This window comes from Citrobacter sp. RHB35-C17 (assembly GCF_013816795.1).
GTDB classification, from domain to species: Bacteria; Pseudomonadota; Gammaproteobacteria; order Enterobacterales; family Enterobacteriaceae; genus Citrobacter_A; species Citrobacter_A amalonaticus.
On record NZ_CP057150.1, the window covers coordinates 714,584 to 738,748 of the forward strand.

Consider the following 24,165-nt stretch of genomic DNA (forward strand, 5'->3'; position numbering starts at 1 on the left):
TTTTCCAGAGAGCCACATTAACAATACCCTAACCTGATAGCAGGTGACGTAGAATCCCGGGCTCTTAGGCCTTCAGAGGTTGTTATGCTATTTATTTTTCGACTTATTATTACCGTTATCTATTCCATTCTGGTTTGTGTTTTCGGTTCTCTTTACTGCCTGCTCAGCCCGCGTAACCCAAAACACGTCGCGACCTTCGGGCATATGTTTGGTCGCCTGGCGCCGCTGTTCGGCCTGAAGGTAGAGTGCCGTAAACCCGCGGATGCGGAAAGCTACGGCAACGCTATCTATATCGCTAACCATCAGAATAACTACGATATGGTGACCGCCGCGAATATCGTGCAGCCGCCCACCGTGACCGTCGGGAAGAAGAGCCTGTTGTGGATCCCGTTTTTTGGTCAGCTTTACTGGCTGACAGGGAACCTGCTGATCGACCGTAATAACCGCGCAAAAGCGCACGGCACGATTGCTGAAGTGGTGAATCATTTTAAAAAGCGTCGTATCTCCATCTGGATGTTTCCGGAAGGCACCCGCAGCCGGGGTCGTGGCCTGCTGCCGTTTAAAACCGGGGCGTTTCATGCCGCGATTGCGGCCGGCGTCCCGATTATTCCGGTGTGCGTTTCCAATACCTCGAATAAAATTAATCTGAATCGCCTGAAGAATGGTCTGGTGATTGTGGAGATGCTGCCGCCGGTGGATATCAGTCAGTATGGCAAAGATCAGGTTCGTGAACTGGCCGCGCACTGCCGCTCGTTGATGGAACAAAAGATCGCTGAACTGGATAAAGAAGTCGCCGAGCGCGAAGCCGCCGGAAAAGTGTGATTCAGCGATAAATGCTTACTCATTCGTGCTGCAAGCCAACGCGCATGCAGCCTGGAGTATGACGAGTTTTTGCAGGAAACGAGTTCCTGCCCGTAATTTAGCCAGTTTTACATGGAGCTTATATGTCACTCAGTCGGCGTCAGTTCATTCAGGCATCGGGGATCGCGCTGTGCGCAGGTGCCGTTCCGCTGAGGGCCCATGCTGCCGGTCAGCAACAGCCGCTGCCCGTTCCGCCGCTACTGGAGTCCCGCCGGGGCCAGCCGCTGTTTATGACGCTGCAGCGTTCGCACTGGTCCTTTACCCAGGGCACGCGAGCACCGGTCTGGGGGATTAACGGGCGTTATCTCGGGCCGACGATCCGCGTCTGGAAAGGGGATGACGTTAAGCTGATCTACAGTAACCGTCTGGCAGAAAACGTCTCGATGACTATCGCCGGTCTTCAGGTGCCGGGTCCGCTGATGGGCGGTCCGGCGCGCATGATGTCGCCAAACGCGGACTGGGCGCCGGTACTGCCCATCCGTCAGAACGCCTCCACGCTGTGGTACCACGCCAATACGCCGAACCGTACCGCGCAGCAGGTTTATAATGGCCTGGCCGGGATGTGGCTGGTTGAAGATGAGGTCAGTAAATCGCTGCCGATCCCCAACCATTACGGTGTCGATGACTTCCCGATTATTATTCAGGACAAGCGGCTGGATAACTTCGGCACACCGGAATACAGCGAGCCTGGCAGCGGCGGTTTTGTCGGCGATACGCTGTTGGTCAACGGCGTCCAAAGCCCTTACGTGGAAGTGTCCCGCGGCTGGGTGCGTCTGCGTTTGCTGAACGCCTCTAACTCCCGTCGTTATCAGTTGCAGATGAGCGACGGTCGCGCGCTGCATGTTATCTCCGGCGACCAGGGCTTTTTGCCGGCACCGGTGTCGGTAAAACAGTTGTCGCTGGCACCCGGCGAGCGCCGCGAAATTCTGGTTGATATGACCAATGGCGATGAAGTGTCGATTACCTGTGGTGAGGCAGCGAGCATTGTCGACCGGATCCGGGGGTTCTTTGAACCGTCGAGCATTCTGGTGTCCACGCTGGTGTTAACGCTGCGCCCAACCGGTCTGTTGCCACTGGTGACCGACAGCCTGCCGATGCGTCTGCTGCCGACCGAGATCATGAGCGGTACGCCAATTCGCAGTCGCGATATCAGTCTGGGCGACGATCCAGGCATCAACGGCCAGTTATGGGACGTCAACCGCATTGATATCACTGCGCAGCAGGGTTCCTGGGAGCGCTGGACGGTGCGGGCCGATATGCCGCAGTCATTCCACATTGAAGGGGTGTCGTTCCTCGTGCGTAACGTCAACGGCGCGATGCCATTCCCGGAAGATCGTGGCTGGAAAGATACCGTCTGGGTGGATGGGCAGGTAGAGCTGCTGGTTTACTACGGACAGCCGTCCTGGGCGCATTTCCCGTTTTACTTCCACAGCCAGACGCTGGAAATGGCCGACCGTGGTTCAATCGGTCAGATTCTGGTGAATCCGGCGGCGTAATCCTCCTCTCTCTCGCGACGATGCGAGAGAGATTATCCTTCGATTTCTCATTCGTTCCGGCATATAATCGCCGGCCTTTGATTATTTTTTTACCATTTTTGGAAGCACTATGAGCGCAATATCCCTGATCCAGCCAGACAGAGATCTCTTCTCCTGGCCTCAGTACTGGGCGGCCTGTTTTGGTCCCGCTCCTTTTTTGCCGATGTCACGCGACGAAATGGATCAACTTGGCTGGGATAGCTGCGACATTATTCTGGTAACCGGCGACGCCTATGTCGATCACCCGAGTTTTGGTATGGCGATTTGTGGTCGAATGCTGGAAGCACAGGGCTTCCGTGTCGGCATCATTGCGCAGCCGGACTGGAACAGCAAAGACGACTTTATGCGTCTGGGCAAACCGAACCTGTTCTTTGGCGTAACCGCTGGCAACATGGACTCGATGATCAACCGCTACACTGCCGATCGCCGCCTGCGCCATGACGATGCCTACACGCCGGATAACGTCGCGGGCAAGCGCCCGGACCGCGCCACGCTGGTCTATACCCAGCGCTGTAAAGAGGCGTGGAAAGATGTGCCGGTGATCCTCGGTGGTATTGAAGCGAGCCTGCGTCGTACCGCGCATTACGATTATTGGTCTGATACCGTGCGCCGTTCCGTGCTGGTGGATTCTAAAGCCGATATGCTGATGTTTGGCAACGGCGAGCGTCCGTTGGTGGAAGTGGCGCACCGTCTGGCGATGGGTGAAACCATCGATCAGATCCGCGATGTGCGTAACACGGCGATTATGGTGAAAGAAGCGCTGCCTGGCTGGAGCGGCGTCGATTCCACGCGTCTGGATACGCCGGGGAAAATCGATCCGATCCCGCATCCGTATGGTGAAGATTTGCCGTGCGCCGACAACAAACCGGTTGCCCCGAAAAAGCAGGAAGCGAAAGCCATTACCGTGCAGCCCGCGCGTCCGAAACCGTGGGAAAAAACCTACGTTCTGCTGCCGTCCTTTGAAAAAGTGAAGGGCGACAAAGTGCTGTATGCGCACGCTTCGCGGATCCTGCACCATGAAACCAACCCAGGCTGTGCGCGTGCGCTGATGCAAAAGCATGGCGATCGCTACATCTGGATCAACCCGCCGGCGATCCCACTCTCTACTGAAGAGATGGACAGCGTTTTTGCCCTACCGTATAAGCGCGTGCCACACCCGGCATACGGCAACAGCCGCATCCCGGCCTACGAGATGATCCGTTTCTCGATCAACATCATGCGCGGCTGTTTCGGTGGTTGCTCGTTCTGTTCGATCACCGAACACGAAGGACGCATTATTCAGAGCCGTTCTGAAGATTCAATCATCAATGAGATTGAAGCGATCCGCGATACCGTGCCGGGTTTTACCGGCGTGATCTCCGATCTCGGCGGACCGACGGCCAACATGTATATGCTGCGCTGTAAGTCACCGCGCGCAGAACAGACCTGTCGTCGTCTGTCGTGTGTTTATCCGGATATCTGTCCGCATATGGATACCAACCACGAGCCGACGATCAACCTCTATCGCCGCGCGCGCGATCTGAAAGGCATCAAGAAGATCCTGATTGCCTCCGGCGTGCGTTACGACATCGCAGTGGAAGATCCGCGCTATATCAAAGAGCTGGCGAGCCACCACGTCGGCGGTTATCTGAAGATTGCGCCGGAACATACCGAAGAAGGGCCGTTGTCGAAGATGATGAAGCCGGGTATGGGCAGCTATGACCGCTTCAAACAACTGTTCGATCTCTACTCGAAGCAGGCCGGGAAAGAGCAGTATCTGATCCCGTACTTCATCTCCGCGCATCCGGGAACGCGTGACGAGGATATGGTGAATCTGGCGCTGTGGTTGAAGAAACATCGCTTCCGTCTCGATCAGGTGCAGAACTTCTATCCGTCGCCGCTGGCCAACTCAACCACCATGTATTACACCGGCAAAAACCCGCTGGGTAAGATTGGCTATAAGAGTGAAGATGTGGTGGTGCCGAAGGGAGATAAGCAGCGTCGTCTGCATAAAGCGCTGCTGCGTTACCACGATCCGGCTAACTGGCCGATGATCCGTCAGGCGCTGGAAGAGATGGGTAAAAAGCATCTGATTGGCGGACGCCGTGAGTGCCTGGTACCGGCGCCAACGCTGGAAGAGATGCGCGAAGCGCGCCGTCAGAACCGTAACACCCGTCCGGCGCTGACCAAACACACGCCGGTGGCGCATCAGCGTCAGACGCCAGCCGCCAATAAAAAGCGTACCAAAGTCGCCGGGCGATAATGGGGTTGCCCGGTGGTAAACACCGGGCTTATTAAAAGAGAAGGGAATTAGCCGCCGAACTGATCCGGATCAGGGCCCAGGCGCTTGCCCTGATCGAGCTTCGCAATCTCACCGAGCTCGTCTTTGTCGAGACGGAAATCCCAGACGTCGAAGTTCTCGGCGATACGCGATGGCGTGACGGATTTCGGGATCACGACCAGACCGTTATCCAGATGCCAGCGAATGACAATCTGCGCCGGTGTTTTACCGTATTTATCCGCCAGATCACGAATGATTTTTTGATCGAAAACGCCTTCGCCGCCCTGTGCCAGCGGACTCCAGGATTCCGTCTGGATTTTGTGCGTCGCATTCCACGCGTGTAGCTGGCGCTGTTGCATCAGCGGATGCAGTTCGATCTGGTTAATCACCGGCGTAACGCCCGTTTCGTCAATCAGGCGCTGGAGGTGGTTGACCTGGAAATTACACACACCGATGCTCTTAATCAGCCCCTCTTTTTGCAGATCGATCATGCCTTGCCAGGCGGAAACATAGTGATCGATTGCCGGAACCGGCCAGTGCATCAGATACAGGTCGAGATAATCTAACTGGAGTTTTTCCAGACTCTCCATCAACGCGTCGCGGGGGCGTTTCTGATCGTCATTCCACAGCTTGGTGGTGATGAACAACTCATCGCGGGGGAGACCTGCGCTGGCTAACGCTTTGCCGACGCCGTCTTCATTTTTGTAGGCGGCGGCGGTATCTATGGACCGATAGCCGACTTCCAGTGCTTTATGAATGGCGGAGACGACCTCGTCGTTACCGGCTTTCCATACGCCTAACCCCAGTTGGGGCATTACATTGCCATCCTGAAGCTTAATTACGGTTTGGTTTGCCATTTTTCCTCCTTCATGTGCTCATCACCGGAGGGGGACTCCGGTGATGTAAGGTGACTTAAGTCTGGACGAAATGCCCAAAAACGAAAGTCAGAGGTGAAAAAAGCTTAGCGCGCTGCCTCGTAAATGCGGCGGCTGACATCCAGGGTAATGTCTTTATGCTCACCCAGTTGCGTCATGCCGTGCTCTTCCAGTTTCGCCAGCAGAGCCGGGATTGAACTGCCGTCAAGGCCATAGCCAGACAGGCGAGTCGGGACGCCCAGTTGCTCGAAGAAATTACGGGTGGCTGCAATCGCGGCATCAATACGCTCATCTTCAGAACCGTCGGTGATGTTCCACACGCGCTCTGCATATTGCAGCAGTTTTTCGCGTTTGGTATCGCGTTTTTCATTCCACAGTGCGGGCAGAACGACCGCCAGCGTCTGAGCGTGATCCAGACCGTGCATCGCTGTTAGTTCATGGCCCAACATATGGGTTGCCCAGTCCTGCGGCACGCCTGCGCCAATCAGGCCGTTCAGCGCCTGGGTGGCTGCCCACATAACGTTCGCACGTACATCGTAGTTTTCCGGGTCTTTTAGCGCTTTCGGGCCATCTTCCACCAGCGTCAGCAGAATGCCCTCCGCGAAGCGATCCTGAATTTTGGCATCAACCGGATATGTGACGTACTGTTCAACGGTATGCACAAACGCATCAACCACACCGTTCGCCACCTGACGTGGCGGAAGGGTGTAGGTATAAACCGGATCCAGTACCGCAAAGACCGGCTGCACATGGGCAGAATGGAAGGCCTGTTTGTCGCCGGTGGTTTTACGCGAGATAACCGCGCCTTTGTTGGATTCAGAACCGGTCGCCGGCAGCGTCAGCACAGAACCCATCGGGATTGCGCTTTTGATATCGCTACCGCTGGTTTGCAGGATATGCCACGGGTCAACGCCATCCGCATAGTGGGCGGCAGCAGCGATGAATTTGGTGCCATCAAGAACAGAACCCCCGCCGACGGCCAGCAGGAAGGTAATGTTCTCTTCACGGGCGATGTTGACTGCGTTCATCAGCGTTTCATACGACGGGTTAGGCTCAATGCCGCCAAATTCGCGCACGTCCAGGCCTTTCAGCGCCTCCTGGACCTGCGCCAGTACGCCCGTCTTTTTCACGCTGCCGCCGCCGTAGGTGATCAGCACGCGTGCGTCTTGTGGGATTTGTGCGCGCAGTTCAGCGATTGCGCCTTTACCAAACAGAATGCGGGTCGGGGTATGCAGATTAAAGTTATTCATTGCTCGTTCCCTTATGTGGGTAAAAAAAGAGGGCAGGAGGGTCTGCCGGATGGAGAACATTGTGGTCGTGCGCGGCTATCCTCTCAATGCTCATTTCTGCCAATGTCTTGCCCATTTCTCCAGGGCGCTGGAGAAAAGCGATAAATTTGCGCACAATCAAGGCGTCGTCATCCGTTGAGAAAATAACCCGTTATGAACCGCGAAGAGATCTGTTTACTGCTGACAGATAAAGTTAAGCAATTGAAAAACAATGAACATAAGCTCAATGAGCTGCTGCCGGACATCCGTCTGCTGTACGGTACTGAACCGGGTTTACGGACACCCGTGATGTACGACCCCGGCATCATATTTCTCTTTTCCGGTCATAAAATCGGTTACATCAATGAGCGGGTTTTCCGTTATGACGCCAATGAATACTTGCTGCTGACCGTACCTTTACCCTTCGAATGTGAAACCTATGCGACTCCGGACGTACCGCTCGCCGGATTTCGCATCAATGTCGATATCCTGCAATTGCAGGAACTGCTGATGGACATTGGCGAAGACGAACACTTTCAGCCGTCGATGGCGGCAAGTGGGATCAACTCCGCCACGCTCTCAGAAGAGATCCTCTGCGCGGCGGAACGTCTGCTCGACGTCATGGAGCGACCGCTGGACGCACGGATCCTCGGTAAACAGATTATCCGTGAAATCCTCTATCACGTTCTGACCGGGCCACGCGGCGGCGCGCTGCTGGCGCTGGTGAGTCGCCAGACCCATTTCAGCCTGATTAGTCGCGTGCTCAAACGCATTGAAAATAAGTACACCGAAAACCTCAACGTCGAGCAACTGGCGGCCGAAGCCAATATGAGCGTTTCTGCGTTCCATCATAATTTTAAGTCAGTGACCAGCACATCGCCGTTGCAGTATCTGAAAACCTATCGGTTACATAAAGCGCGGATGATGATAATTCACGACGGCATGAAGGCCAGCGCGGCGGCAATGCGGGTGGGTTATGAAAGCGCGTCGCAGTTTAGTCGTGAATTTAAGCGCTATTTCGGGGTGACGCCGGGGGAAGATGCGGCGCGGATCCGCACTATGCAGGGGAGTTAACGTTATTGTGAGTCAGCCGGATGAACGACGTGTCATCCGGCTGGATTCAGGTCAGGCGCTGCAGTATTTCTTCTTAATCACCACCACCACCGTGCCGATCAACCCCGCCGCCAGCAGAAAAATGGGCAGGATCATCAGGAAGGTCATGACCTGATCTTCATGGCGCTTCACAAACGGGATCATGCTAAGTGCGTAGCCAAAGCTGGTGACCACGCCGACCCACAGCAGCCCGCTCAGCCAGTTGAAAAACTGGAAGCGACGGTTAGAGAGCCCGGAAATCCCCGCCATGGTTGGCAGCAGTGTGCGCACGAACGCCAGAAAACGGCCTGCCAACAGCGCCAGCAGACCGTGACGGTCAAACATGCAGGTCGCGCGCTGGTGGTATTTCGCCGGAAGTTGCGCCAGCCAGCCTTTTACCGTTCGCGTATTGCCCAGCCAGCGTCCCTGAATATAACTGAGCCAACAGCCGAGGCTGGCCGCTGTCGTCAGGATCAGCAGGGTAGGAACAAAGCTCATGACGCCTTGCGCGACCAATGCGCCTGCTAAGAGCAGCAGACTATCGCCGGGCAAAAATGAGGCCGGTAACAGGCCATTCTCTAAAAACAGCGTGGCAAACATCACAAAGTAGACGACGCTAACAACATGTGGGTCCGCCAGCGCGGCAAAATCATGTTGCCAGAGCGCAGCGATAATATCTTGAATGACAGCCATGGACTTTCCTGTGGAACAGCGTTTACGCCTTAATAATCCTATTGTACTCCTGAACGGACCCGGATGACTTGATCCCGGGCGCAACAAATGCAGACAATTTCGTTCGACGTGTCTGCATAGATGTCCATTGGCGTCAATTTTACACGAGGCGGGAAAATCCGGCGGCTAAATCTGCAATCAGATCGTCAACATTCTCTAAACCAATGTGGAGACGAATCAGTGTGCCGCTGAAATCCACACCCCCTTCCGGGCGAATTTCTGCAATCTGTTCAGGCTGATTGGCCAGAATCAGCGACTCAAAACCGCCCCACGAATAGGCCATGCTGAAGAGGCTGAAGTGATCCAGATAAGCGGACAGCTCGTCATTATTGAGCTTTTTATTCAGCACAAACGAGAACAAGCCGCTGCTCCCCGTAAAGTCACGTTTCCAGAATTCGTGTCCTTTACTGCCTGGTAACGCCGGATGATTGACCCGCGCGACCTGTGGATGGGCTGCCAGCCATTCGGCAATTTTCAGACTGCTTTCATGATGCTGGCGCAGACGCACGCCCAGGGTGCGCAGCCCGCGGCTGGTCATATAGGCCGTATCGGCATCGACCATTTGTCCCATCAGATAGGCATTCTCGCGCAGTTGATCCCAACAGCGGGCGTTCGAAACGGCGGTACCGACCATGGCATCCGAGTGACCAATCAGGTACTTGGTCCCAGCCTGAATCGAAATATCAACACCGAAGTCGAGGGCTTTAAACAATATGCCCGCCGCCCAGGTGTTATCGATCATAATGATGGCGTCCGGCACAACGCGTCTGACAGAGGCGACAATTGCCGGGACATCGTGAACTTCCATGGTCACGGAACCCGGAGACTCGAGGAAAACGACTTTGGTGTTGGGCTGAAGATGCTTAACTATGTCAGCGCCAATCAGCGGATCGAACCAGCCAGTGGTCACACCCAGTTTGCCGAGGATTTTGGTGCAGAAATCCTGGCTCGGCTCATAGGCCGTATTGGTCATCAGCACGTGATCGCCCTGTTCGACAAAAGCCAGAATCGTATTGGCGACGGTCGCCGCGCCGCAGGGGAAGAGCGCACAGCCAGCGCCGCCTTCGAGTTCACACATCGCTTCCTGCAGCGAGAAATGGGTTAATGTGCCGCGGCGCCCGTAAAAAAGTTCGCCGTTGGCGCGGTTGCGGGTGGCGTGCTTTTTGGCTTCGACCGTTTCAAAAACCAGCGAAGAAGCGCGCTGAATCACACTATTCACTGAGCCCAGCGTGTATTTTTTACTGCGCCCTGCGCCGACCAGTCGGGTGTCCAGTTGTTTATCTGCCATGTTGGGTTTCCTGTTTCTATACGTCTGGACGTCTAAACTATCACGAATGGAAAAATGCGCATCCTCAGGAACGGGATAAAGCACAATATTTTATCAAAATCGCCTCCCGTGACGTTTTACTGCGTAAGCGCAAGGAAAAGAAACCAAAGGTGCGGCACTATGTAAATAGTAATGAGAACGACTATCAATTCGACGTCGTTTTGATATTATTACGCTCAGAATTTGTGATTTGCGTCCTGGAGATACAGAGTGGGTAATAATTTGATGCAGACGGATCTTTCCGTCTGGGGTATGTATCAGCACGCCGATATCGTGGTTAAGTGCGTGATGATTGGTCTGATTCTGGCGTCAGTGGTCACCTGGGCTATCTTCTTCAGTAAGAGCGTTGAGTTCTTCTCCCTGAAGCGTCGGCTTAAACGCGAACAGCAACTGTTGGCGGACGCCCGCTCTCTGGATCAGGCAAGCGATATCGCAGCAAACTTTGGCGCCAAAAGCTTAAGCACCCAATTGCTCAATGAAGCGCAGAACGAACTGGAACTGTCTCAGGGCAGTGAAGACAACGAAGGCATTAAAGAGCGTACCGGTTTTCGTCTGGAGCGTCGCGTTGCGGCAGCGGGACGTCAGATGGGGCGCGGAAATGGCTACCTGGCGACCATCGGGGCGATTTCGCCATTTGTCGGTCTCTTCGGTACGGTCTGGGGTATCATGAACAGTTTCATCGGGATTGCACAAACGCAGACCACTAACCTCGCCGTCGTCGCCCCCGGTATTGCTGAAGCGCTGCTGGCGACAGCCATCGGTTTGGTTGCGGCCATTCCTGCGGTGGTTATCTATAACATCTTTGCCCGTCAGATTGGCGGTCTTAAAGCGATGCTGGGCGATGTAGCGGCACAGGTGCTGTTACTGCAAAGCCGCGACCTGGATCTGGATGCAAGCGCATCTGCCCGTCCGGTGCGTACCGCGCAGAAATTACGTGTAGGGTAATGTTTCATGGCAATGCGTCTTAATGAAAATCTGGACGATAACGGTGAAATGCATGAAATCAACGTGACGCCGTTTATCGACGTTATGCTGGTACTGCTGATCATCTTTATGGTGGCTGCGCCGCTGGCGACAGTGGATGTGAAGGTCAATCTGCCCGCGTCCTCCAGTACGCCGCAACCGCGTCCGGAAAAACCGGTTTATCTGTCGGTCAAAGCGGACAACAGCATGTTCATTGGTAACGATCCGGTGACGGACGAGACCATGGTGGCAGAACTGAACGCGCTGACCGAAGGGAAGAAAGACACCACGATCTTCTTCCGTGCGGATAAAACCGTCGACTATGAAACCCTGATGAAGGTGATGGACACGCTGCATCAGGCTGGTTATCTGAAGATCGGTCTGGTCGGCGAAGAGGTCGCGAAAGCGAAATAATCGTTGTCGCCATGGGCACAATGAGAAGAAAGGCCGGGTAAGGCGTTATCGCTACCCGGCTTTTTTATTGCCCATCGCGCCGGGTTTGTACCTGACGTTCATTGAGCGCAACGGTAGTGATGGTAATCGTGCGGGTGTTTCCTTCGGCCAGTTTGCGCGTCAGTCGCAGCGTGGCGGTCTCACGAGCCAGCAAATGCTGCCAGGTGCTCTCCAGTCGCGCCATGATTTTGTCACCCAGCGCCGGGTTCTGTTTGATAATGGCGTTGATCGCCGCGCCATAAATCTCTTCCTTCACCTGAAGCGCGTATATTTCCCGCCGGTTTTGCCATTTCAGACGAACCAGCGCCGCAGGAATAGAAGTCACTTCTTGCGCCACGCTTTCGAGGACCGCATTTTTATTGGCGATGAGTGCGGCAAGATTCTGCTTTAAGATAAATTGATCGCTTTTATTCTCATCTAAAGCCAAATAGACATTGTTATCTTCAACATCTTTAATCATTGTTCGTCGTCCAGAGAATAGAAAAGGGGTGAGTCTTTCTCCCGGGTAATTAAGTTAAGCCAAATTTCGTTGCCGTTTTCATTTATATGCGTGGTCATTTCAGTGATTATTTTACTTAAGGTCTGGGCATCGATATCGCCTTCAGCCTGTAACGCATTAATGACCCGAGCGAAAGTCTCAATTTTCGCTACCCGCTCAAGACGTTCTTTAAAATGACGGTCACGTTCTTCGAGTAGGATATTTTTAGATTGCCCGGTGGCGGTTGTGCTAATTAAGATATCGGCCTCATAATCACTGAGGGTTGTTTTTCCCTGAGTAAAATTATCATTATTTTCTACTGTTTCTTCCGTCTGACCTGACGCTGACAGATGAAAACGCGGTGGGACAAGGTGCTCAGGCAGCATGTCACAATATCCTTTAATATCAAATGTATAGTTATTTTTATTTGGCAGGTCGCGTTGACAATAACATGGGGTAATTTTAGAATCAAAAAAAATGGAGTCATTCTATGAACAGTATTTTTTATTCTGTCATTACCTTGCTATTGTTGACCGGCGGCGTGCTTTTATTAATGCGCGAGTTTAATAAACCGCACAACGCTGAAGAACTGACCTCTGAGACTCAATCAATACCGCTGACTAAAGAAGAGGGGGAGGACCATTTCTCCGCGCTGATGAATGCTATTACACCGGTATGGTACTGGCGCGTCAATCACGAATATATTGATTTCCTTCACGCAACAATAAAACGCATGACGATGGCGCAATTGAATGACACGCCAGGACTGTTTGACGCCCAGCGACGCTGCAGCGATCTCAATTCAGCGGTGTATAAATACTACGACACGATAAAAAAACGCTGTCTCAACGGCGAAAAAGTTCCCCATTCCGATCTCGATGTGCTGAACTTACGCCAGTGCTTCCGGGAGTTTAGCGTCGAGGCGTATCCATCGCTGGTGGCGCTGGTGTGGCCCGAGTATCAGCGCCCGTGGATCAATCCCGACGAAGTTTAAGGAGGATGTTGATCTGATGTTGCGCAATTGGGATATACTGTCGCCCGGTTTTTGCAACATCACAGGAATTTATGGAACGCTTTCTCGAAAACGTTATGTATGCGTCTCGCTGGCTGCTGGCCCCGGTCTACTTTGGTTTGTCGCTGGCGTTGGTTGCGCTGGCGCTAAAATTCTTTCAGGAAATTTTTCATGTTCTGCCCAATGTCTTTTCGATGGCAGAAGCTGACCTGATTCTGGTGCTGCTGTCCCTGGTGGATATGACGCTGGTCGGGGGACTGCTGGTAATGGTGATGTTTTCCGGCTATGAGAATTTCGTCTCGCAACTCGATATCGCTGAGGGACGGGAAAAACTGAACTGGCTGGGGAAGATGGATGCGACCTCACTGAAAAACAAAGTTGCGGCCTCGATTGTTGCTATCTCTTCCATTCATCTGTTGCGTGTATTTATGGATGCGAAAAACGTGCCGGATAACAAGCTGATGTGGTACGTCATTATCCATCTCACTTTCGTCTTGTCGGCGTTTTTGATGGGCTGCCTCGACCGGTTAAACCGCCATAAGCACTGACAGCACAGGCCGGGCAGCCGTTGTCGCTACCCGGCGCTGAACGTTACTTATCGGACGATGCCTGCCAGAGGTTCAGTTGGCCGTCAGCGACATGCTTATCAATCTGCTTCAATTCTTCTGTGGTGAACGACAAATTTTTCAACGCCTGAACGTTTTCTTCCAGTTGCTCCGGGCGGCTTGCGCCAATCAGCACGGAAGTGACGCGATCGTCTTTCAGCAGCCAGCTAAGCGCCATTTGCGCCATTGACTGACCGCGCTGTTGCGCCATCTTATTAAGCAGACGCAGACTGCTGAGGTTAGCTTCCGTCAGCATATTCTCAGTCAGACCGCGCACTTTCTTCCCTTCGCGCTGCATACGTGAACCGTCCGGAATGCCGTTCAAATACTTCCCGGTGAGCAATCCCTGCGCCAGTGGCGTAAAGGCGATGCAGCCCACGCCATTGGCTTTCAGCGTATCCAGCAAACCGCTTTTATCCACCCAGCGGTTCAGCAGGTTATAAGAGGGCTGATGGATCAGCAGCGGGATCTTCCATTCGCGCAAAAGCTCAGCCATTTTTTGTGTCCGCTCCGGCGAGTATGACGAAATACCAACATACAGCGCTTTCCCACTTTGCACAGCGTGTGCCAGCGCAGACGCCGTCTCTTCCATCGGCGTGTTTTCGTCCACGCGATGAGAATAGAAAATATCGACGTAATCCAGGCCCATCCGTTTCAGGCTCTGATCGAGACTGGCGAGCAGGTATTTACGCGAGCCGCCGGAACCATAAGGACCTGGCCACATGTCGTAACCGGCTTTGGTCGAAATAATCAGTTCATCACGATACTGGGCAAAGTCTTCGCGCAGCAGACGCCCGAAATTTTCTTCGGCGCTGCCCGGAGGCGGCCCATAGTTATTGGCTAAATCAAAGTGAGTAATGCCTAAATCAAAGGCTTTTCGCAACAGTGCGCGCTGCGAGTCGAGGGCTTGTACGTGACCGAAGTTGTGCCACAGACCGAGCGATAGCGCAGGCAGTTGGAGGCCGCTGTTACCACAGTAGCGGTACTGCATATTCTCATAGCGGTCAGGGGAGGCGTTCCAGGACATGATGTCTCCTTTCTTGTGATGAATTTTCGAAACAGCGTTTTCATTCTATGCTTATAGAATCACAAATCCCGGAGATATGCGATGACGCGTCTGACAGCCAAAGATTTTCCGCAAGAATTACTCGATTATTATGACTACTACGCCCACGGGAAAATCTCAAAACGGGAGTTCCTCAATCTTGCGGCAAAGTACGCCGTTGGCGGGGTGACGGCGCTGGCGCTCTTCAATATGCTCAAGCCCAACTACGCGCTGGCGGAACAGGTGAAATTTACCGATCCCGATATATTGCCTGAATATATTCATTATCCGTCACCAAACGGTCATGGCAGCGTGCGCGGCTATCTGGTGAAGCCGGTCAACACAACGGGCAAGGTCTCCGCCGTGGTGGTGGTACATGAGAACCGGGGGCTGAATCCTTATATTGAAGATGTTGCAAGGCGGGTAGCAAAAGCGGGCTACATTGCGCTGGCGCCCGACGGTTTAAGCTCGGTAGGTGGCTATCCAGGAAATGATGAAGAAGGGAAGGTCTTGCAGCAGAAAGTGGATCCGACAAAGCTGATGAATGACTTTTTCGCTGCCGTCGAGTTTATGAAGCAACACCCGGACGCCAGCGGGAAAGTGGGGATCACCGGATTTTGTTACGGCGGTGGCGTCTCAAATGCCGCTGCCGTGGCCTATCCTGAACTGGCGTGTGCGGTGCCGTTTTATGGTCGCCAGCCTGCCGCTGCGGATGTGCCGAAGATAAAAGCGCCGATCCTGCTGCACTACGCGGCGCTGGATAAAAATATCAATGAAGGCTGGCCCGCCTATGAAGCCGCGCTGAAGGCCAACAATAAGGTCTATGAAGCCTGGATCTATCCCGGTGTAAACCACGGATTTCATAATGATTCCACACCGCGATATGACGAGGCTGCCGCCGAATTAGCATGGAAACGAACGTTGGGATGGTTTGATAAATATTTATGATAAAAAAAAGGAAAATAAACGATTGATTAATACTGCTGGCATTTTTCATTATCTTTTATATGTATACAGCGACCAGGGATATTGTTTGCGAGAGTAAAAAAACTAAAAGTAAGTATATATTCTTCACTCTTTGCCGATAACGAAGGTGAGTCTCGCCAGATGGCGAATCCCTTTAATATGGCAAGGATATATCTATGCGACTTTTGCAAAACTTCACCATTCGTCTTGTCATGCTGACAATACTGGGCGTCTTTTGTCTTCTCTGGTCAGGAGTGGGATTATATAGCGTTCACGCGCTGTCAAAAGTGTCAGAAGGCAACGAAGTCGATCGCCATCTTGTTCGCCAGATGACGGTGCTCAGCCAGGGCAACGATCAATATTTCCGCTTTGTTACCCGCCTCAGTCGTGCGATGGAGTTGAAAGCCAGTGGCGGCACGCCGGATTTCGCTCCCGTGCAGCAGGCGCTGGATAACATGAGCAAAAAGTTGCAGGAAATGAAAACGCTCTCGCCAGGGCCGATGGATCCTGAGGTTGCCGCTGCGGTGCTGGCGAGCTGGCAGGATCTGCTCGATAAAGGCGTCACGCCGCAAATGCAACTGGCGCAGCAGGGCACGCAGAGTGCATGGAGTGAGCAGGCGAATAATGTGACGCCTGCGTTGAGCCGGGCGTTTGGTGCCAGTGCAGAACGCTTTAATAAGGCCGCAGGTGTGATGCTCGATCAAACCCGCGTCATGGTAGATGGCAAAACGTCGATCATCCGTACCCTAATCATTGGCGCGGTGATCCTGGGCATTGCAATTCTCTTCTTCACCGATCGCTATCTGGTGACCATGCTGGTGAAACCGCTGGCGCGGATCCGCCAACAGTTTCGCCAGATTGCTCAGGGCGATCTCAGTCAGCCGATTGACGATATTGGCCGCAACTGCGTCGGCCAATTAGTGCCTTTATTACGGGCGATGCAGGACAGTCTGCGCGACGCCGTGAATACTATCCGTTCTGGCAGCGATAATATCTGGCGCGGCGCCACTGAAATCTCCAGCGGCAACAACGATCTTTCATCGCGAACGGAAGAGCAGGCTGCGGCGCTGGAAGAGACGGCTGCCAGCATGGAGCAGCTCACCGCAACGGTGAAACTGAATGCGGATAACGCCCGTCAGGCAAGTCTTCTGGCTGATGCGGCATCACGCACGGCAGGAAAAGGCGGTTCGCTGGTGTCCGAAGTGGTCGAGACCATGGACGGAATTTCCGCCAGCTCGAAGCAGATTGCGGAAATTACGACCGTCATCAATAGCATTGCCTTCCAGACCAACATTCTTGCATTGAACGCTGCGGTCGAAGCGGCGCGTGCGGGTGAGCAAGGGCGTGGATTTGCCGTCGTCGCAGGTGAAGTGCGTAATCTGGCAAGCCGCAGTGCAAACGCGGCAAAAGAGATTGAAACACTGATTGCCGAATCCGTGCGCCGCGTCGACCACGGCGCGACGCTGGTGAAGGATACCGGCTCAACGATGGAGGCGCTCCTGCGTGGCGTGACGGAAGTGAACACCATCATGAAACAAATTGCCTCGGCGTCTGAAGAACAGAGCAAAGGGATTTCGCAGGTGGGCGTTGCGATTACTCAGATGGATGGCGTTACGCAGCAAAACGCCGCGCTGGTGGAGCAGGTTTCCGCCGCGGCTGCGGCGCTGGAGAGACAAACGGAAGATTTACAACGTTCTGTGCAACAGTTCCGGTTATCGCAAAATGACGCCCCCAGTCTCCCCGGAAAAGGTGCCGCTCCCGCCGGGCAGCGACGCCCGACTCCCACAGCGGCAGGTGATGAATGGGTGGCATTTTAAGGCCCAGTAAAAAGTCGCTGAACCCTCTGGCCTTTGCTTAAAATATCGCTATATAATTTATTGTATAGCGATTGAGGAGAGGTCATGAATAATCATTTTGGCAAGGGTCTGATGGCCGGATTAAACGCCACGCAGGCTGACAACGCCCGAAACGTAGCGAAATTTTGTTCGGATTATAAACGTGGCTTCGTACTAGGATTCTCGCATCGCATGTTTGAAAAAACCGGCGACAGGCAACTCAGCGCCTGGGAAGCGGGGATCCTGACGCGTCGCTATGGGTTAGATAAAGAAATGGTGATGGATTTCTTTCGGGAAAATCAGTCCAGCATCACGATTCGTTTTTTTATGGCCGGCTATCGACTCGAAGGTTGATCCAAAGGGGGTATTATCTTGCTTTAATTAATTACACTACCGGCTATTCCCTTCGTTTTAGTATCCCCTCGCAGTATCATAGACTACATAACCATAACAAAAGTGTGGTAAATGGCGCACCGATCGCAGTTACGGTTTTGCGATTGATGCAAAATAAGAGCCAGGTCTTCGTAACGGAATAACTATAAAATGACTGGAGATAACACTCTCATCAATTCCCATGGCGTCAACCGCCGTGATTTCATGAAGCTTTGTGCAGCACTCGCCGCCACAATGGGGCTCAGCAGCAAAGCCGCCGCCGAAATGGCTGAGTCGGTATCCCGTCCGCAGCGCCCTCCGGTTGTCTGGATTGGTGCTCAGGAATGCACGGGCTGTACCGAATCCCTGCTTCGCGCGACCCACCCTACGGTAGAAAACCTTGTCCTGGAGACCATCTCTCTGGAATACCATGAGGTGCTTTCCGCCGCCTTCGGCCACCAGGTTGAAGAGAACAAACACAATGCGCTCGAGAAATACAAAGGGCAGTATGTGTTGGTCGTTGATGGTTCCATCCCGCTAAAAGATAACGGTATTTACTGCATGGTTGCCGGTGAGCCCATTGTGGATCATATCCGCAAAGCGGCAGAAGGCGCGGCGGCAATTATCGCTATCGGTTCCTGCGCTGCATGGGGCGGCGTCGCCGCTGCTGGCGTGAACCCGACCGGTGCGGTTGGCCTGCAGGAAGTTCTGCCGGGTAAAACCATCATCAACATTCCGGGCTGTCCGCCGAACCCGCATAACTTCCTGGCGACCGTCGCCCATATCATCACCTGGGGCAAGCCGCCGAAGCTGGATGCGAAAAACCGTCCGACCTTCGCCTATGGCCGCCTGATTCACGAGCACTGCGAACGTCGTCCGCACTTCGATGCGGGTCGCTTTGCGAAAGAGTTCGGCGATGAAGGTCACCGCGAAGGCTGGTGCCTCTACCACCTCGGCTGTAAAGGGCCTGAGACCTGGGGCAACTGCTCCACACTGCAATTCTGCGACGTTGGCGGCGTCTGGCCGGTGGCGATTGGTCACCCATGCTACGGCTGCAACGAAGAAGGCGTTGGTTTCCATAAGGGCATTCACCAACTTGCTCACGTGGAAAATCAGACACCTCGTTCCGAAAAACCTGATGTGAACATGAAAGAGGGCGGCAACATTTCTGCCGGCGCTATTGGGTTGCTTGGCGGCGTTGTCGGTCTGGTAGCCGGCGTCAGCGTGATGGCGGTACGTGAACTGGGGCGTCAGCAAAAGAAAGATAACGCTGACTCACGGGGAGAATAACCGTGAACAGACGTAACTTTATCAAAGCAGCCTCCGGCGGGGCGTTGCTGTTAGGCGCTGCGCCGTCTATCAGCCACGCGGCTGCAGAAAATCGCCCGCCCATCCCCGGTTCTCTGGGTATGTTGTATGACTCGACGCTGTGCGTGGGCTGTCAGGCCTGTGTGACCAAGTGTCAGGATATCAACTTCCCGGCGCGTAACCCGGAAGGGGAGCAGACCTGGTCGAACAACGACAAACTGTCGCCGTACACCAATAACATCATTCAGGTGTGGCGTAGCGGTACAGGCGTGAATAAAGATCAGGAAGAGAACGGCTATGCATACATCAAGAAACAGTGTATGCACTGCGTCGATCCCAACTGCGTTTCCGTCTGCCCGGTTTCCGCACTGAAAAAAGATCCGAAAACCGGCATCGTTCATTACAACAAAGACGTTTGTACCGGCTGCCGTTACTGCATGGTTGCCTGTCCGTACAACGTGCCGAAGTATGACTACAACAACCCGTTTGGTGCGCTTCACAAATGTGAATTGTGTAACCAGAAAGGCGTTGAGCGTCTCGATAAGGGCGGCTTGCCGGGCTGTGTTGAGGTTTGTCCTGCCGGTGCGGTCATTTTTGGTACCCGTGAAGAGTTGATGGCCGAGGCGCAAAAGCGTCTGGCGCTGAAGCCTGGCAGCGAATACCACTATCCGCGTCAAACCCTGAAAACGGGCGATACCTACGTGCATACTGTGCCGAAGTACTATCCACATCTTTACGGTGAAAAAGAGGGCGGTGGGACTCAGGTGCTGGTACTGACCGGGGTGCCTTACGAGAATCTGGATCTGCCGAAGCTGGATGAGATTTCAACCGGCGCGCGTTCCGAACATGTTCAACACACCCTGTATAAAGGCATGATGCTACCACTGGCCGTGCTGGCGGGCTTGACCGTGCTGGTTCGTCGTAATACCAAAAACGACCATCACGACGGAGGAGACGATCATGAGTCATGATCCTAAACCGCTGGGCGGCAAAATTATCAGCAAACCGGTCATCATCTTCGGGCCGTTAATCATCCTCTGTATGCTCCTGATCGTGAAGCGTCTGGTATTTGGATTGGGGTCTGTCTCCGATCTGAACGGCGGTTTCCCATGGGGCGTCTGGATTGCCTTTGACCTGTTAATCGGCACCGGCTTTGCCTGTGGCGGTTGGGCGCTGGCATGGGCGGTGTATGTCTTCAACCGGGGACAATACCATCCGCTGGTGCGTCCGGCGCTGCTGGCGAGTCTGTTTGGTTATTCTCTGGGTGGCTTGTCGATTACCATTGATGTGGGTCGTTACTGGAACCTGCCGTACTTCTACATTCCGGGTCACTTCAACGTGAACTCGGTTCTGTTCGAGACGGCGGTCTGTATGACCATCTACATTGGGGTGATGGCGCTGGAATTTGCCCCTGCGTTGTTTGAACGTCTGGGCTGGAAGGTGTCGCTGAAACGCCTGAATAAGCTGATGTTCTTCATCATCGCTCTCGGAGCGCTGTTGCCGACCATGCACCAGTCCTCAATGGGCTCGCTGATGATCTCGGCAGGCTACAAGGTGCATCCGCTGTGGCAAAGCTATGAAATGCTGCCGCTGTTCTCGGTATTGACCGCCTTTATTATGGGCTTCTCGATCGTCATCTTCGAAGGCTCTCTGGTTCAGGCTGGCCTGAGAGGAAAAGGCCCGGATGAGAAGAACCTGTTCATCAAGTTGACGAACACCATCAGCGTGATGTTGGCGATTTTTGTCGTGCTGCGCTTTGGTGAGCTGGTTTACCGGGGCAAGCTGTCGTATGCCTTTGCAGGCGATTTCTACTCAGCAATGTTCTGGCTTGAAGTCGTGCTGATGGTCTTCCCGCTGGTCGTCCTGCGCGTTGCTAAATGGCGTAATGATTCACGCATGTTGTACCTGTCTGCGCTCAGCGCGCTGCTGGGTTGCGCGACATGGCGTCTGTCCTATTCGCTGGTGGCATTTAATCCAGGCGGCGGTTACCACTACTTCCCAACCTGGGAAGAACTGTTGATTTCTATTGGTTTTGTGGCTATTGAGATTTGCGCTTACATCGTACTCATTCGTCTACTGCCGATACTTCCTCCTTTAAAACAAAACGATCACAATCGTCATGAGGCGAGCAAAGCATGAGCCAGAGAATTACTATTGATCCCGTAACCCGTATTGAGGGGCACTTACGTATCGATTGCGAAATCGAAAACGGCGTTGTATCAAAAGCATGGGCCTCCGGTACCATGTGGCGCGGCATGGAAGAGATCGTGAAAAATCGCGATCCGCGTGATGCGTGGATGATTGTGCAACGTATTTGCGGTGTTTGTACGACTACGCACGCGATCTCCTCGGTTCGTGCGGCAGAAAGCGCGCTGAACATTGACGTTCCGGTTAACGCACAATACATCCGTAACATCATTCTTTCAGCGCATACTACTCATGACCATATCGTTCACTTCTATCAGCTTTCGGCGCTGGACTGGGTGGATATTACCTCGGCGCTGAAAGCCGATCCGGCAAAAGCGTCAGCGATGCTGAACGGCGTGTCGACCTGGCATCTGAACAGCGCGGAAGAGTTCACGAAAGTTCAGAACAAGATCAAAGACCTGGTCGCCAGCGGCCAGTTGGGGATTTTCGCCAACGGTTACTGGGGACATCCGGCGATGAAACTGCCGCCGGAAGTGAACCTGATTGCGGTAGCTCACTATCTGCAGGCGCTGGAATGCCAGCGTGATGCAAACCGCGTGGTGGCACTGCTGGGCGGTAAAACGCCGCACATCCAGAACCTGGCGGTGGGGGGCGTTGCCAACCCGATCAACCTCGACGGTCTGGGCGTACTGAACCTGGAACGCCTGATGTACATCAAGTCCTTCATCGACAAGCTGAGCGACTTTGTTGAACAGGTGTACAAGGTCGATACTGCGGTTATCGCCGCGTTCTATCCAGAATGGCTGGAGCGCGGTAAGGGGGCGGTTAACTATCTGGCTGCACCGGAATTCCCGACCGACGGTAAAAACGGCAGCTTCCTGTTCCCTGGCGGTTATATTGAGAATGCCGATCTGGCGAGCTATCGTCCGATCTCCTCTCACTCCGACGAGTACCTGATCAAAGGGATCCAGGAGAGCGCCAAACATGCCTGGTATAAAGACGAAGCTCCGCAGGCACCGTGGGAAGGGACGACCATTCCGGAATATAACGGCTGGTCGGATGATGGCAAATATTCATGGGTGAAATCTCCGACCTTCTACGGTAAAACCGTCGAAGTGGGGCCGCTGGCGAATATGCTGGTTAAACTGGCGTCCGGACGTGAGGCCACGAAAGCGAAACTGAATGAAATCATCGCGATTTATCAGAAGCTGACGGGCAAAACGCTGGAAGTGGCGCAGTTGCACTCTACGCTGGGGCGTATTATTGGTCGTACCGTTCACTGCTGTGAACTACAGGGTATCCTGCAGAATCAGTACAGCGCGCTGATTGCCAATATCGGCAAAGGTGACCACACCACGTTCGTGAAACCGAATATTCCGGCGACAGGCGAATTTAAAGGTGTGGGTTTCCTTGAAGCACCGCGCGGGATGCTTTCTCACTGGATGGTGATTAAAGACGGTATCATCAGTAACTATCAGGCGGTTGTACCGTCAACCTGGAACTCCGGCCCGCGTAACTTCAACGATGACGTCGGTCCGTACGAACAGTCGCTGGTAGGTACGCCGATTGCCGATCCGGAAAAACCGCTTGAAGTAGTACGTACTATTCACTCCTTCGATCCTTGTATGGCGTGTGCGGTACACGTTGTTGACGCTGACGGGAACGAAGTTGTCTCTGTGAAGGTTCTGTAATGCGGATTTTAGTCTTAGGGGTCGGCAATATTTTGCTGACCGATGAAGCCATCGGCGTTCGTATCGTTGAAGCCTTAGAGCAGCGATATGAATTGCCGGATTTCGTTGAAATCCTCGATGGCGGTACGGCGGGTATGGAGTTGCTCGGCGACATGGCGAACCGGGATCATCTGATCATCGCGGACGCCATTGTCTCGAGAAAAAACACCCCGGGTACGATCATGGTCCTGCGGGATGATGAAGTGCCGGCGCTGTTTACCAACAAAATCTCCCCGCATCAATTGGGCCTGGCCGACGTTCTGTCGGCCCTTCGCTTTACCGGCGAGTTTCCGAAAAAACTGACGCTAATTGGCGTCATTCCGGAATCGCTGGAGCCGAACATTGGTTTAACGCCAACGGTTGAAGCGATGATTGAACCTGCGCTTGCGCAGGTTCTGGCTGCGCTGCGTGAGTCGGGCGTTGAAGCGATCCCTCGGGAGGCGACGCATGTCTGAGGAGATTTCCGGGTTCCAGGCTGCTCCGAAAGCACAGGTTCAGGCTGCGTTTGAAGCGATTGCGCAGCGTTCAATGCACGATCTGTCCTTTCTACATCCTGATATGCCAGTGTATGTCTCTGACTTTACATTGTTTGAAGGGCAGTGGACGGGATGTGTGATTACGCCGTGGATGCTGAGCGCGCTGATTTTCCCCGGACCAGACCAGCTCTGGCCAGTGCGTAAAGTCAGTGAAAAGCTTGGGTTGCGTCTGCCGTATGGCACGATGACATTCACGGTGGGCGAACTGGATGGTGTATCGCAATACCTCTCCTGCTCGCTGATGTCACCGCTCAATCACAGTATGTCGTCTGAAGAGGGCGTACGTCTGGCTGATGACTGCGCGCGCATGCTGTTGTCGCTGCCGGTCAGCGATCCGGATGCGCCGCAGACAAGCCGTCGCGCGCTGCTGTTCGGGCGTCGGGGTTTGCAGAATGCATGAGCTGTCTCTTTGCCAGAGTGCGGTTGAAATCATTCAACAGCAGGCTGAACAGCATGGCGTAAAGCGCGTCACCGGCGTGTGGCTGGAGATTGGCGCGCTGTCCTGTGTTGAAGAGAGCGCGGTACGTTTTAGTTTTGATATTGTCTGCCAGGGGACGGTGGCGCAAGGCTGTGAATTGCACATCGATTACAAACCGGCGCAGGCATGGTGCTGGGATTGCAGTCAGGCGGTTGAAATCACCCAACACGATGCGCAATGTCCGCGTTGTCATGGCGACCGACTGCGTGTTGATACCGGCGATTCGCTGAAAGTGAAAAGTATTGAAGTTGAATAACCCATGATGTGACATGGGGCGGAGTCAGAC

General features: G+C 53.8%; 26 protein-coding genes. 19 read left to right on the forward strand and 7 right to left on the reverse strand.

The genetic code is table 11. The annotated features are described in order from the left end of the window. Positions 1-84: 84 nt before the first annotated feature. The 3 genes from plsC (at position 85) to HVZ37_RS03475 (ending at position 4,638) form a co-directional block, all read left to right on the forward strand. Positions 85-822: a 1-acylglycerol-3-phosphate O-acyltransferase gene (gene plsC, locus HVZ37_RS03465; RefSeq protein ID WP_042998159.1), complete on the forward strand. Its 738-nt coding sequence runs from the start codon at positions 85-87 to the stop codon at positions 820-822. A 122-nt stretch (positions 823-944) separates the two neighbouring features. Continuing rightward, positions 945-2,357, forward strand: coding sequence for a cell division protein FtsP (ftsP, locus tag HVZ37_RS03470; RefSeq protein WP_044265604.1), 1,413 nt, complete (start codon positions 945-947; stop codon positions 2,355-2,357). A 109-nt stretch (positions 2,358-2,466) separates the two neighbouring features. Next, the gene (locus HVZ37_RS03475; RefSeq protein ID WP_044255731.1) at positions 2,467-4,638 is read left to right on the forward strand and encodes a YgiQ family radical SAM protein; all 2,172 of its coding nucleotides are present in this window, start codon (positions 2,467-2,469) and stop codon (positions 4,636-4,638) included. A 47-nt stretch (positions 4,639-4,685) separates the two neighbouring features. On the opposite strand, the gene dkgA is transcribed toward HVZ37_RS03475, so the two are convergent. Next, a complete protein-coding gene (gene dkgA, locus HVZ37_RS03480) occupies positions 4,686-5,513 on the reverse strand; it encodes a 2,5-didehydrogluconate reductase DkgA (protein WP_042998156.1) in 828 nt (275 codons plus the stop codon). Positions 5,514-5,617: 104 nt separating this feature from the next. Further along, the gene (yqhD, locus tag HVZ37_RS03485; protein WP_042998155.1) at positions 5,618-6,781 is read right to left on the reverse strand and encodes an alcohol dehydrogenase; all 1,164 of its coding nucleotides are present in this window, start codon (positions 6,779-6,781) and stop codon (positions 5,618-5,620) included. Positions 6,782-6,830: 49 nt separating this feature from the next. On the opposite strand from yqhD, the gene HVZ37_RS23215 reads away from it, so the two are divergent. Further along, a complete protein-coding gene (locus HVZ37_RS23215) occupies positions 6,831-6,959 on the forward strand; it encodes a hypothetical protein (protein ID WP_099433653.1) in 129 nt (42 codons plus the stop codon). 14 nt (positions 6,960-6,973) lie between these two features. Then, positions 6,974-7,873, forward strand: coding sequence for an AraC family transcriptional regulator (locus tag HVZ37_RS03490; protein ID WP_042998154.1), 900 nt, complete (start codon positions 6,974-6,976; stop codon positions 7,871-7,873). A gap of 51 nt (positions 7,874-7,924) precedes the next feature. Here the strand turns inward: HVZ37_RS03490 and yghB are convergent, their stop codons facing one another. Both yghB and metC read right to left on the reverse strand, forming a co-directional pair. Beyond that, on the reverse strand, positions 7,925-8,584 hold the full coding sequence (gene yghB / locus HVZ37_RS03495; RefSeq protein WP_042998153.1) for a DedA family general envelope maintenance protein YghB: 660 nt from the start codon (positions 8,582-8,584) through the stop codon (positions 7,925-7,927). Positions 8,585-8,723: 139 nt separating this feature from the next. After that, positions 8,724-9,911 carry a cystathionine beta-lyase gene (metC, locus tag HVZ37_RS03500; protein WP_181628111.1) on the reverse strand — a complete coding sequence of 396 codons (1,188 nt, stop codon included), beginning with the start codon at positions 9,909-9,911 and terminating at the stop codon, positions 8,724-8,726. A 249-nt stretch (positions 9,912-10,160) separates the two neighbouring features. Between metC and exbB the strand changes: the two genes are divergently transcribed. Next, on the forward strand, positions 10,161-10,895 hold the full coding sequence (gene exbB, locus HVZ37_RS03505; protein ID WP_042998151.1) for a tol-pal system-associated acyl-CoA thioesterase: 735 nt from the start codon (positions 10,161-10,163) through the stop codon (positions 10,893-10,895). Positions 10,896-10,901: 6 nt separating this feature from the next. After that, the gene (exbD, locus tag HVZ37_RS03510; RefSeq protein ID WP_042324207.1) at positions 10,902-11,327 is read left to right on the forward strand and encodes a TonB system transport protein ExbD; all 426 of its coding nucleotides are present in this window, start codon (positions 10,902-10,904) and stop codon (positions 11,325-11,327) included. A gap of 64 nt (positions 11,328-11,391) precedes the next feature. Here exbD and HVZ37_RS03515 read toward each other — a convergent pair whose 3' ends face one another. Then, on the reverse strand, positions 11,392-11,823 hold the full coding sequence (locus tag HVZ37_RS03515) for a hypothetical protein (RefSeq protein ID WP_043001747.1): 432 nt from the start codon (positions 11,821-11,823) through the stop codon (positions 11,392-11,394). Further along, positions 11,823-12,230: a hypothetical protein gene (locus HVZ37_RS03520; protein ID WP_042998150.1), complete on the reverse strand. Its 408-nt coding sequence runs from the start codon at positions 12,228-12,230 to the stop codon at positions 11,823-11,825. The genes HVZ37_RS03515 and HVZ37_RS03520 overlap by 1 nt, the downstream gene beginning before the upstream one ends. Before the next feature lie 104 nt (positions 12,231-12,334). Between HVZ37_RS03520 and HVZ37_RS03525 the strand changes: the two genes are divergently transcribed. Next, the gene (locus HVZ37_RS03525; protein WP_054177126.1) at positions 12,335-12,838 is read left to right on the forward strand and encodes a hypothetical protein; all 504 of its coding nucleotides are present in this window, start codon (positions 12,335-12,337) and stop codon (positions 12,836-12,838) included. A 71-nt stretch (positions 12,839-12,909) separates the two neighbouring features. Then, entirely contained in the window at positions 12,910-13,404 is a 495-nt protein-coding gene (locus tag HVZ37_RS03530) for a TIGR00645 family protein (RefSeq protein ID WP_042998148.1), read from the forward strand. 43 nt (positions 13,405-13,447) lie between these two features. Here the strand turns inward: HVZ37_RS03530 and HVZ37_RS03535 are convergent, their stop codons facing one another. Beyond that, positions 13,448-14,488, reverse strand: a complete 1,041-nt coding sequence (locus tag HVZ37_RS03535; protein WP_181628112.1) for an aldo/keto reductase — start codon at positions 14,486-14,488, stop codon at positions 13,448-13,450. An 81-nt stretch (positions 14,489-14,569) separates the two neighbouring features. Between HVZ37_RS03535 and yghX the strand changes: the two genes are divergently transcribed. The 10 genes from yghX to hypA all read left to right on the forward strand — a co-directional run bounded on the left by yghX (position 14,570) and on the right by hypA (position 24,135). Then, complete coding sequence (gene yghX, locus HVZ37_RS03540; protein WP_054177125.1) at positions 14,570-15,454, forward strand: YghX family hydrolase; 885 nt, start codon at positions 14,570-14,572, stop codon at positions 15,452-15,454. 194 nt (positions 15,455-15,648) lie between these two features. Further along, positions 15,649-17,289, forward strand: coding sequence for a methyl-accepting chemotaxis protein (locus HVZ37_RS03545; protein WP_042998145.1), 1,641 nt, complete (start codon positions 15,649-15,651; stop codon positions 17,287-17,289). Between the two features lie 84 nt (positions 17,290-17,373). After that, positions 17,374-17,661: a DUF2623 family protein gene (locus HVZ37_RS03550; RefSeq protein WP_090048994.1), complete on the forward strand. Its 288-nt coding sequence runs from the start codon at positions 17,374-17,376 to the stop codon at positions 17,659-17,661. Positions 17,662-17,850: 189 nt separating this feature from the next. Then, complete coding sequence (hybO, locus tag HVZ37_RS03555; protein WP_042998143.1) at positions 17,851-18,969, forward strand: hydrogenase 2 small subunit; 1,119 nt, start codon at positions 17,851-17,853, stop codon at positions 18,967-18,969. A gap of 2 nt (positions 18,970-18,971) precedes the next feature. After that, positions 18,972-19,958, forward strand: coding sequence for a hydrogenase 2 operon protein HybA (gene hybA, locus HVZ37_RS03560; protein WP_042998142.1), 987 nt, complete (start codon positions 18,972-18,974; stop codon positions 19,956-19,958). Next, the gene (gene hybB, locus HVZ37_RS03565) at positions 19,948-21,126 is read left to right on the forward strand and encodes a Ni/Fe-hydrogenase cytochrome b subunit (RefSeq protein WP_042998141.1); all 1,179 of its coding nucleotides are present in this window, start codon (positions 19,948-19,950) and stop codon (positions 21,124-21,126) included. The genes hybA and hybB overlap by 11 nt, the downstream gene beginning before the upstream one ends. Next, complete coding sequence (gene hybC, locus HVZ37_RS03570) at positions 21,123-22,826, forward strand: hydrogenase 2 large subunit (protein WP_042998140.1); 1,704 nt, start codon at positions 21,123-21,125, stop codon at positions 22,824-22,826. The genes hybB and hybC overlap by 4 nt, the downstream gene beginning before the upstream one ends. Then, positions 22,826-23,320 carry a HyaD/HybD family hydrogenase maturation endopeptidase gene (locus HVZ37_RS03575; RefSeq protein ID WP_042998139.1) on the forward strand — a complete coding sequence of 165 codons (495 nt, stop codon included), beginning with the start codon at positions 22,826-22,828 and terminating at the stop codon, positions 23,318-23,320. The genes hybC and HVZ37_RS03575 overlap by 1 nt, the downstream gene beginning before the upstream one ends. Beyond that, on the forward strand, positions 23,313-23,801 hold the full coding sequence (gene hybE, locus HVZ37_RS03580) for a hydrogenase-2 assembly chaperone (RefSeq protein ID WP_061070586.1): 489 nt from the start codon (positions 23,313-23,315) through the stop codon (positions 23,799-23,801). The genes HVZ37_RS03575 and hybE overlap by 8 nt, the downstream gene beginning before the upstream one ends. Beyond that, positions 23,794-24,135: a hydrogenase maturation nickel metallochaperone HypA gene (hypA, locus tag HVZ37_RS03585; RefSeq protein WP_042324177.1), complete on the forward strand. Its 342-nt coding sequence runs from the start codon at positions 23,794-23,796 to the stop codon at positions 24,133-24,135. Before hybE ends, hypA begins: the two co-directional genes overlap by 8 nt. The last annotated feature ends 30 nt before the right edge of the window (positions 24,136-24,165 follow it).